Genomic DNA, 8,427 nt, shown 5'->3' on the forward strand with positions numbered 1-8,427 from the left:
CTGTACGGGGGACGGGCCCCCGGCGCCCGCCGTGACGGCTGACGCGGACGGCGTACGGGCCAAGGCCGCCTCGGCGGAGCCGAGCGCCGCGCAGGCCCCAGGACCGCCCCCGCACCGTCACCCCTTCGGTCGGCAGCACGCCGGCCCCGCCTTCACCCGGCCGCCCCTCGCCGCCCCTTCCCGACGCGCGGCCCCCTCGCCAGTTCCCCTCACCCATCTCGTACCACCCCGTCTCGTACCACCCGTAAGGAGTCACCGTGGCAGTCGTCGCGGAACCCGGGCGCCGGGGCCGCCGCAGCGGGCCGCAGGCGCGCCGCGAGGCCCGGATCGGCCTGCTCTTCGTCCTCCCCTGCTTCCTGCTCTTCCTCGCCTTCCGCTTCGGCCCCGGCATCGCCGGTGTGCTGATGAGCTTCACGGACTACTCGCTCACCGGCGGCGGGCGCTTCATCGGCCTCGACAACTTCAACCGCCTGTGGCACGACCCGCTGTTCTGGAAGTCCCTCAAGGTGACCGTCCTCTACACGGTCATGGCCGTGCCGGGGACGGTGCTCGCCTCGACCGCGCTGGCGCTGCTGACACGGCGCGCCTTCCGGGGCTCCAAGGTGTTCCGGTCGGTGTTCTTCCTGCCGGTCGTCACCTCGCTCGTCCTCGCGGCGACGGTCTTCGTGTGGATCTTCTCGACGGGCGGTCCGTGGTCGACCTTCATGAGCTGGTTCGGCCTGTCCGACTCCTCGTGGCTCGGCGACAACGTCCTCGTGCTCCCGGCGCTCGCGCTCATCGGGGTCTGGTCGCGCTTCGGCTACGGGATGCTCATCCTGCTCGCCCGCATGCAGGACATCCCGCGCGAGCTGGAGGAGGCCGCGCTGACCGACGGCGCGGGGCCCTGGCAGCGGTTCCGGCACATCGTGCTCCCGCAGCTGCGGCCCGCGATGTTCTTCCTGGCCGTCATCGAGACCACGTCCTCCTTCCAGGTCTTCGACGCGATCTACACGATGACCGGCGGCGGCCCCGCCAACGCGAGCTACACGCTCGTCTTCCAGCTCTACGACGCGGGCTTCAAGTACTTCGACCTGGGCTACGCCGCGACCATCGGGGTCGCGCTGTTCGTACTGACCCTCGTGGTCGCGCTGATCCAGCGGCTCGTCATCGGGAAGGACACGTGACCATGACCACCGGGTTCGCCGAGAAGACTCCGGACACGCCGCCCGCGCCCCCGCCGCCGGTCCCCGACCGCGCGGCGCGCCGGGCCGAGCGCGCGCGGCGGCGGGCCGCCGACCGGGACAGCGTGCCGCACGCGATGCGCGGCACGCGCGGCGGGCGGATCGTCCGGGGCGTGCTGCTGGCCGTCGCCGCGCTCGCGACGATCTTCCCGTTCTACGCGATGGTCGTGCTGTCCCTGAAGCCGTCCGCGGCCGTCGAGTTCCCCGGCAGCCTGCTGCCCTGGCCGCTCAGCGGCGAGGCGTACGACACGGTGCTCGGCGCGCAGAGCGTGCTGCGCTGGCTGCTCAACACCCTGCTGTACTCGGTGGTGTCGGTGATCGGCGTGCTGCTGCTCGCCGCGCTGGCCGGCTACGCCTTCGCGAAGAAGCGGTTCCCCGGCCGGGAGGCGATGTTCTGGTCGTTCCTGTCGATGGTGATGGTCCCGTACCACGTCACGATGATCCCGACCTTCGCCATGATCGCGAAGCTCGGCGGGGTCGACACCTACTGGGGGCTGATCCTCCCCACCCTCGCCAACGCGCAGGCGGTCTTCCTGATGCGCCAGTTCGTGCGGGGGCTGCCCGACGAGCTGTTCGAGGCGGCCCGGCTGGACGGGTGCAGCGAGTGGCAGGTCTTCTACCGGATCGTGCTGCCGCTGCTCAAGCCGATCCTCGCGACGCTCGGCGTCTTCGTCTTCCTGTGGCACTGGAACGACTTCCTGTGGCCGCTGGTCGTCGGGCAGTCCACCGACATGCGCACCCTGACGGTGGGCATCGCCTCGCTCCAGCAGCAGAACGTGCCGCTGAACGTGGTGCTGTCCGGCTCCGTCATCGCGTTCGTACCGATCTTCGCCGCCTATCTCGTCGGGCAGCGCTACTTCACCGAGGGCGTCTCGGCGTCCGGAATCAAGGGATGAGACCCAATGACGACAACCACGCGTTCCACGGCGACACCCGCCCAGGCCGGTGAACTCCTCGGCGCGGAGCCCGGATTCGCGAGCAAGGCCGAGCTGGAGGAGCGGCTGACTGCCCCCTCCCCCGCGCTGATCCGCGACATGGGAGAACTGGAGGGCGACCTGCTGGTGCTGGGCGCCGGCGGGAAGATGGGCCCGAGCCTGTGCCGGCTGGCGCGGCGCGCCCTCGACGCAGCCGGGCGCGACGATGTGACGGTGCACGCCGTGTCGCGCTGGTCCGACCCGGCCGCCGCGCGGGACCTCGCCGGACACGGCGTACGGACCGTGGCCTTCGACCTGATGGACCCGGACGCCGACCTCACGGATCTGCCCGACGCGGGCAACGTGGTGTTCATGGTGGGCGCCAAGTTCGGCTCCAGCGGGGCCCCGGCGCACGCGTGGGCCGTGAACGCGGCGATGCCCGACCGGGTGGCGCGCCGCTGGTCCGGGGCGCGGATCGCCGCGTTCTCGACGGGCAACGTGTATCCGCTCGTACCGGTCGGCTCCGGCGGCAGCACCGAGGACGACGCGGTGGCGCCGGTCGGCGAGTACGCGATGTCGTGCCTGGGGCGCGAACGGATCTTCCAGCACGCAGCCCTCACGCGCGGCACGCGGGTCGCGCTGATCCGCCTCAACTACGCGATCGACCTGCGGTACGGGGTGCTCGCGGACATCGGCGAGCGGGTCCGGACCGGGGAGCCCGTGGACGTGACCACGGGCCACGCCAACGTCGTGTGGCAGGGCTACGCGAACGAGGCGGCCCTGCGGTCCCTGCTCCACGCGACCGCGGGCGACGGCGAGGGCTTCACGCTGAATCTGACGGGCCCGGAGACCGCCTCGGTGCGGCGGATGGCGCAGTGGTTCGGCGCGGAGCTGGGCCAGGAGCCGGTACTGGCCGGGACGGAGGCCCAGACGGCGCTGCTGTCCGACGCGAGCCGCTGCCACGCCCTCTTCGGCTACCCGGACGTACCGCTGCGCACCCTCGTCCGCTGGCAGGCCGACTGGCTGCGCCGAGGGCTGCCGCTGTCCGGCAAGGCCACCAAGTTCCAGACTCGCGACGGAAGGTTCTGAACCCGCCATGTCCCTCCCCGCCTCCACCCGGTCGACCGGCGACACCACCGCGCTCGGCGTGCTCGCGCAGGGCACCGTGATCCCCGCCCATCCGCTCGCCCTCACGCCCGCGGGCGACTTCGACGAGCGCCGTCAGCGCGCCCTGACCCGCTACTACCTGGCCTCGGGGGCCGGCGGGGTCGCGGTGGGCGTGCACACCACCCAATTCGCCATCCGCGAGCCCGAAGTGGGTCTGCTCGCACCGGTCCTGGAGCTCGCCGCCGAGACCGTACGCGCCGAGGCCGGGCGCCCGTTCGTGAAGGTCGCGGGCGCGTGCGGCTATGTCGCGCAGGCCGTCGCCGAGGCCGAACTCGCCGCGTCGCTCGGCTACGACGCGGTCCTGCTGAGCCCGGCCGTGCCGGGCGCCGACGAGAAGGGCCTGCTGGACCGGGCCCGCGCGGTCGGCGAGGTCCTGCCGGTCATCGGCTTCTACCTCCAGGAGGCGGTGGGCGGCCGGTATCTGTCGCCGGAGTTCTGGTCGGCGTTCGCGGACCTCCCCGCCACCGCCGCAGTGAAGATCGCCCCCTTCGACCGCTACCGCACCGCCGATGTCGTCCAGGCCGTCGCGCGCTCCGAGCGGGCGGACGAGGTGACGCTCTACACCGGCAACGACGACGACATCATCGGCGACCTCCTCACCTCGTACACGACCGCCGACGGGCGGCAGCGCCGGATCGCGGGCGGGCTGCTCGGCCAGTGGGCGGTGTGGACCGAGGCCGCCGTGCGCCTCTTCGAGGACGTGCGCCGGGCCCGCGAGGGCGACCACGAGGCGCTGGCGCGCTGCCTCGCGCGGCGCACCGAGCTGACCGACGCCAACAGTGCGGTGTTCGACGTACGCGGCGGGTTCCGGGGCTGCGTCGCCGGGGTCCACGAGGTGCTGCGCCGCCAGGGCCTGCTGGAGGACATCCGCTGCCTGGACCCGAAGGAGACGCTGTCGCCCGGCCAGGCCGAGGAGCTGACGCGGGTGTGCGCCGCCTATCCCTGGCTGACCGACGACGCGTTCGTGGCGGAGCACCGCGATGCCTGGCTCTCCTGACCGCGCGCCGGCCCCCTCGGTTCGGGAGGGCTCCTCGGTACGGGAGGGCTCCTCGGTACGGGAGCGGCCGCGCGTCGTGGTGTCCGTACCGCCGCGTCTGCGCCCGGAGTTGTTCGCGCCCGCGGTGTGGGAGGAGCTGGCGTCGGCCGCCGAACTGACCGTCCTGGACGACCATACGGACGCGGTGGCGCTGGCGGCGGCGCTGCCGGGGGCGCACGCCCTGATCACCTCATGGGGCACGCCCAGGGTGGCGGGTCCGCTGCTGGCCGCCGCCGACCGGCTGGCGCTCGTGGCGCACACGGGGTCGGCGGTGGCGCCGTACGTCGCTCCCGAGGTCTTCGCGCGGAACATCCGGGTCACGCAGGCCGGGGACGCGATGGCCCGCCCCGTCGCCGAGGTCGCGCTCGCCTTCACCCTCGCGCTGCTGCACCGCGTGCACCGCTTCGACCATGCGCTGCGCTCCGGCGCGGCGTGGGAGACGGCGAGCGCGGCGCCGCCCCGGCACGAGATCCACGGCAGCGAGATCGGGGTGATCGGCGCCTCCCGCACGGGCCGTGCCTATATCGCCCTGGCCCGCGCTCTGGGCGCCCGGGTCTCGGTCAGCGACCCTTTCCTCAGCGATGAGGAGGCCGAACACCTGGGCGTACGGCGCGTCTCGCTCGACCGCCTGTTGTGCGGCAGCCGGGTCGTAGCGGTCCACGCGCCCGCCACCGAGGAGACCCGGCACCTGCTGAACGGGCCCCGGCTGGCCTTGATGCCGGACGGCGCGAGTCTGGTGAACACCGCGCGTTCGTGGCTCGTGGACGAGGCGGCCCTGCTCGCCGAGGTGCGCGACGGCCGTCTGGACGCGGCGATCGACGTCTTCGACGCGGAGCCGCTGCCGGTGGACCACCCCTTCCGGTCCCTGCCGAACGTACTCCTGACTCCGCATCAGGCGGCGGGCACGGTGGAGTGCCGCCTCCGGCTCGGGGCGAGCGCGGCCGACGAGGTGCTCCGGCTCCTCGGCGGGCGCGGGGCGGCGCATCCGGTGGGGCCCGAGGCTCTGGTCCGCTTGCACTGAGCCGCGGACGTGACGGCCGTACGTAACGGACGTACGCACACAACTCCCTTCAGCTGATGGGCAGTTCAGCCACCTGGCGTACGTCAGGATGGATATCGCCGCTCCTGCCCCATGCGTCATTGCTGTGTCGGCGGTCCCAGGTTTGCATGACTCCGCTCGGACATGTGACGCCTGATGGGCGCTTGGCGGAGGGGGTTGTCGTGCGTAAGTGCGCAGCGCGTGGCGGGAGATGGAGACCGGCCGGGGCGCGTCGGTCGAGTGGGGCGCGCCGGTCGGGTGTGGTGGCGCTGATCGGCGCTGTCGCGGTCGTCGTGTCGGCGGGCGGCGTGGCGGCGGTGCCGCGGCCCGGCCCGGCGGACTCCGGGCGGCGTACGGTCCAGGGCTCGGGCAGCGCGGTGGACGCGGCACGGGGGTACGTGGCGGCGGGCGCAGCGCGGTATCACGTCGGCGACGCCTCGCGTGATCTGCGGCCCCTGACGGCCCTGGTCCGGGGGAAGGCCGAGACCGTGCGGTTTCAGCAGCGGCATCGTGGGGTGGACGTCCTCGGCGGGCAGTACGTGGTCCGGATGGAGCGTAGGGGCGGCGAGCGGGACGTCACCGGGACGTCCGGGAAGTACTTCACCGGCCTGACGACCGGCACCACGCCCGCCGTGGACGAGGCCCTGGCGGTGGAGCGCGCGGTCGACGCCGCCACGGACCGGCTCGCAGGGGCGCGGGTGCCGAGGGACGACGCGCGCCCGCTGACCGGCACCGCGCGCGGCCTCGTCGTCCTGCCTCGCGGTACGGGCGTCCTCACCCGGCACGTGACCGTACGGGGTCTCCACCCGGTGACCGCCGAGCCTGTGCTCCAGGAGGTCTACGTCGACGCGGAGAACGGCTATCCGCTGCTCCAGTACAGCGGGCTGAAGACCTTTCGCGCGCCCGCCGACGACGCGGCCGCGAACGAGGAGACTTCCCGCGGACTCCGCGCGGCGCCCGGTGTGAGCGCGAACGGATCCGGGACCGTGAACACGAACGGGACCGTGAACACGAACGGGTCCGGGAGCACGAACGGGTCCGGGAGCACGTACGACGGCCGGGCCGTCGACCTGTCCGTGACCTATGACGAGCCGCGCAAGGAGTACCTGCTGCGGGACGGCGACCGTATGGCGGGCACCAGCAAGAACGCCCTGACCACGTGGGACGCGCGCGAGCGGTATGCCAGTGACGTGACCGGGAAGTGGCCGTCCGGCCTGAAGGAGTTCGGCTCGCCGACGCCCGCCTTCGGCCCGGAGGCCACCGAGGCGGGCGCGGTGAACGCGCAGTGGGCGGCGGGAAAGGTCTACGACTACTACCGGCAGCAGCACGGCCGCGACAGCCTGGACGGCCGGGGCATGGCGGTCGACTCGCTGGTGGGCGTGACGCAGTACGGCCGTCCGTACGTCAACGCCTTCTGGGACGGCGCGAAGGCCGTGTACGGCGCGGGCGACGCCGAGCACCGCACGCTCTCCGCCGGGCTCGACGTCGTCGGGCACGAGCTGACCCACGGCGTCATCGACCACTCGGCCCGGCTCGTCTACGCGGGCCAGTCCGGCGCGCTGAGCGAGGCGATCGCCGACTACTTCGGCAACGCCGTCGAGACGGACGTCTCCGGCACCTCCATGGACAGCCCGGACGCCGGGCTGTTGGGCGAGTCGCTGTGCCGCACCAAGGCGCCGCGCGACTGCGCGACCCGCGACCTGAACGACGGGCGGACCACGTCGAAGTCCTTCCTCGGCGTCTCCCTCGCCACCGACAGCGGCGGCGTCCACCTCAACTCCACGATCTTCTCGGGCGCCCTGTGGGACCTGCGCCAGGACGTCGGCCGCGTGCTCGCCGACCGCATCGTCCACAAGGCGCTGACCGAGTACCTGACCCCGCTGGACGGCTTCACCGAGGGCCGCGCCGCCGTGCTCGCCGCCGCGCGGGACCTGGGGGTCACAGCGGCTCAGCGCCGGGCCGCCGAGCGAGCGTTCAGCGCGCACGGCATCGTGCCGGGATGGGAGCAGGCGCTGGGCGTGGACTCCGACGTCGTCCTCGACCGGATCGACCCGGCCGGGACGCGGATCGGCGCGGGCGGCGGCTGGTGGGCGGCGAGCACCGCGGACTCCGCGGTGTGGGCCGGACGGGCCGACGGCACCGGCACGCCGCAGCGGATCAGCCCCGACGACGGCCGCCCCCACGTCGACCCGGTCACGGATGGGAAGACCGTGGTGTGGCTCGCGTACAACAGGCGGTCCGTGGACATCCTGGCGCGGCCGATCGCGGGAGGGCCGGTCGAGACGCTGTGGCGCGGCCGGCGGGCGGCGGTCGAACTGCGGGTGGACGGCGACCTGGTGGTCTTCGAGGCCGGTTCCCTACCGGGCGGGCGGACCCCGCAGTATCTGCGGCTGAGCGACACCACCGCCCACCGGGTCATCGAGGAGGACAGCGGCGTCCAGGGCTTCTTCCCGTCCGTCAGCGACGGGCGGATCGCCTACACGACGCGCTGGTACGACTCCGACGCCGGCCGCAATTTCTTCGGCGCCGAGGTCTTCGACGTGGAGACGGGCAGACGCACGGTGACGGGCCAGCTCGGCGCGCCCCGGGACGCCGGGCGCACCGCGATCAACGGCTCGTACGTCTACTGGCTGGTGCACGAGGACCGCGGCAGCGGGCTCACGGCGCTGCGCCGCGCGGACCTGGACGGTACGCACGTGGTGGACCTCAGCCCCGGCACGGGGACCGGCGCGCTGCTGATCGACGACCTGACGGCCACGGACGACGCGGTCACTGTCACCACCCCCACCACCGCGACCGCGACCGCGGTCGGCCGCGGCAACGAGGCGACGGGGAAGCTCTGGCAGTTCTCGGCGGACGGCAAGCGGAAGGACCGGGTGTCCTGCGACCGCGGCGAGCAGATGCGGGCGGCGGCCCCCGGCGGCCGTCAGGTCGTCTGGATCGACAGCACGACGGGCACCTCTCGCCTGGTCACGCGGGTACGGCCGGCGGGGCGCTGCGGATAGGCCGCGCGGGACGTCGGGGGCGGAGCGTCGGGGGCGGGCGGCGGCC

General features: G+C 73.4%; 6 protein-coding genes. All 6 read left to right on the plus strand.

What is annotated here, in order from left to right; genetic code table 11:
* The first annotated feature begins 257 nt into the window (after positions 1 to 257).
* The 6 genes from ACFU99_RS23765 to ACFU99_RS23790 all read left to right on the plus strand — a co-directional run bounded on the left by ACFU99_RS23765 (position 258) and on the right by ACFU99_RS23790 (position 8,381).
* Entirely contained in the window at positions 258 to 1,163 is a 906-nt protein-coding gene (locus ACFU99_RS23765; protein ID WP_384395121.1) for a carbohydrate ABC transporter permease, read from the plus strand.
* 2 nt (positions 1,164 to 1,165) lie between these two features.
* The gene (locus ACFU99_RS23770; protein ID WP_384395122.1) at positions 1,166 to 2,116 is read left to right on the plus strand and encodes a carbohydrate ABC transporter permease; all 951 of its coding nucleotides are present in this window, start codon (positions 1,166 to 1,168) and stop codon (positions 2,114 to 2,116) included.
* A 138-nt stretch (positions 2,117 to 2,254) separates the two neighbouring features.
* On the plus strand, positions 2,255 to 3,223 hold the full coding sequence (locus tag ACFU99_RS23775; protein WP_384395130.1) for an NAD-dependent epimerase/dehydratase family protein: 969 nt from the start codon (positions 2,255 to 2,257) through the stop codon (positions 3,221 to 3,223).
* Positions 3,224 to 3,230: 7 nt separating this feature from the next.
* Entirely contained in the window at positions 3,231 to 4,298 is a 1,068-nt protein-coding gene (locus ACFU99_RS23780; RefSeq protein WP_384395124.1) for a dihydrodipicolinate synthase family protein, read from the plus strand.
* On the plus strand, positions 4,282 to 5,358 hold the full coding sequence (locus ACFU99_RS23785; protein WP_384395126.1) for a hydroxyacid dehydrogenase: 1,077 nt from the start codon (positions 4,282 to 4,284) through the stop codon (positions 5,356 to 5,358). Before ACFU99_RS23780 ends, ACFU99_RS23785 begins: the two co-directional genes overlap by 17 nt.
* Positions 5,359 to 5,639: 281 nt before the next feature.
* Positions 5,640 to 8,381 (plus strand): M4 family metallopeptidase, encoded by a 2,742-nt coding sequence (locus tag ACFU99_RS23790; RefSeq protein WP_384395128.1) that lies wholly within the window; start codon positions 5,640 to 5,642, stop codon positions 8,379 to 8,381.
* Positions 8,382 to 8,427: the final 46 nt, after the last annotated feature.

Origin of the sequence: Streptomyces sp. NPDC057654 (genome assembly GCF_042800135.1) — a bacterium.
Classification (GTDB): domain Bacteria; phylum Actinomycetota; class Actinomycetes; order Streptomycetales; family Streptomycetaceae; genus Streptomyces.

What these genes read in the sequence shown, in the direction of transcription:
- ACFU99_RS23770 (WP_384395122.1), top strand. Translation starts at nt 1,166, where the DNA reads ATGACCACCGGGTTCGCCGAGAAGACTCCGGACACGCCGCCCGCGCCC.
- ACFU99_RS23775 (WP_384395130.1), top strand. Translation starts at nt 2,255, where the DNA reads ATGGGAGAACTGGAGGGCGACCTGCTGGTGCTGGGCGCCGGCGGGAAG.
- ACFU99_RS23780 (WP_384395124.1), top strand. Translation starts at nt 3,231, where the DNA reads ATGTCCCTCCCCGCCTCCACCCGGTCGACCGGCGACACCACCGCGCTC.
- ACFU99_RS23785 (WP_384395126.1), top strand. Translation starts at nt 4,282, where the DNA reads ATGCCTGGCTCTCCTGACCGCGCGCCGGCCCCCTCGGTTCGGGAGGGC.